General features: G+C 32.3%; 1 pseudogene. It reads right to left on the reverse strand.

Features of this window, described 5'->3' with window-relative positions:
* Positions 1–565: pseudogene (locus ACFINZ_RS10530) on the reverse strand (branched chain amino acid aminotransferase); the annotation flags it as partial.
* Positions 566–780: the final 215 nt, after the last annotated feature.

Consider the following 780-nt stretch of genomic DNA (forward strand, 5'->3'; position numbering starts at 1 on the left):
GCCATACACTGACAGGTTTTTCTTCTCCTTTAAAATAGGATTCAACAGGAGATGCTATAATACAGAAAATATATTTTTCAGAAGGGCGAACTCCCAAAAAGTTTTCATTACCAAACATAAACGGACGTATGTAAAGGCTAGCATTGGGATTTCCAGAAATCCAATTTTGATCAATTCTTACCAATTTATGAACAGCATCTAAAAAAATGTCCTTTGGCAATTCAGGCATAGCTAATCGTCTTGCTGATTCTATAAAACGTTGCGCATTGGCATCAGGACGAAATAACAAAATACGCCCATCTTTTGCACGATACGCTTTTAGACCTTCAAAAATCTCTTGCCCATAATGCAGAACGGTACTTGCTGGATTAATTTCTAAAGATTTGTATTGAGAGATGACAGCATTATGCCAACCTTTATCTTTAGTCCATTTAATGATCACCATGTGATCTGTAAAAAATTGACCAAAACCAGGATTTTTGAGAATATGCTCACGTTCTTCGTCTGATAAAGGTGATGGATGTTTTTCTATTTTAAATGGAATTGATGATGTAGGAGATTTCATCAGTAAAACCTTTTGAGATATGCTTTATTTCTAGATGTTTTATATTATAAAAATAATAAACTGCTTTCATTACAAATTTATTATTAGCAAATCATTTGTGTCAATGCCTTATTATAGAATTGAAAGAGAAGGCTATTGAGAGATGTTTTTTCTCTCTGTTTTCATAATTTTTCTTCTCAATTTTATCAAGTAATCTGGAACCTTTATACCTATTT

Source organism: Bartonella sp. AA81SXKL (genome assembly GCF_042196945.1).
In the GTDB taxonomy this organism is placed as follows: domain Bacteria; phylum Pseudomonadota; class Alphaproteobacteria; order Rhizobiales; family Rhizobiaceae; genus Bartonella.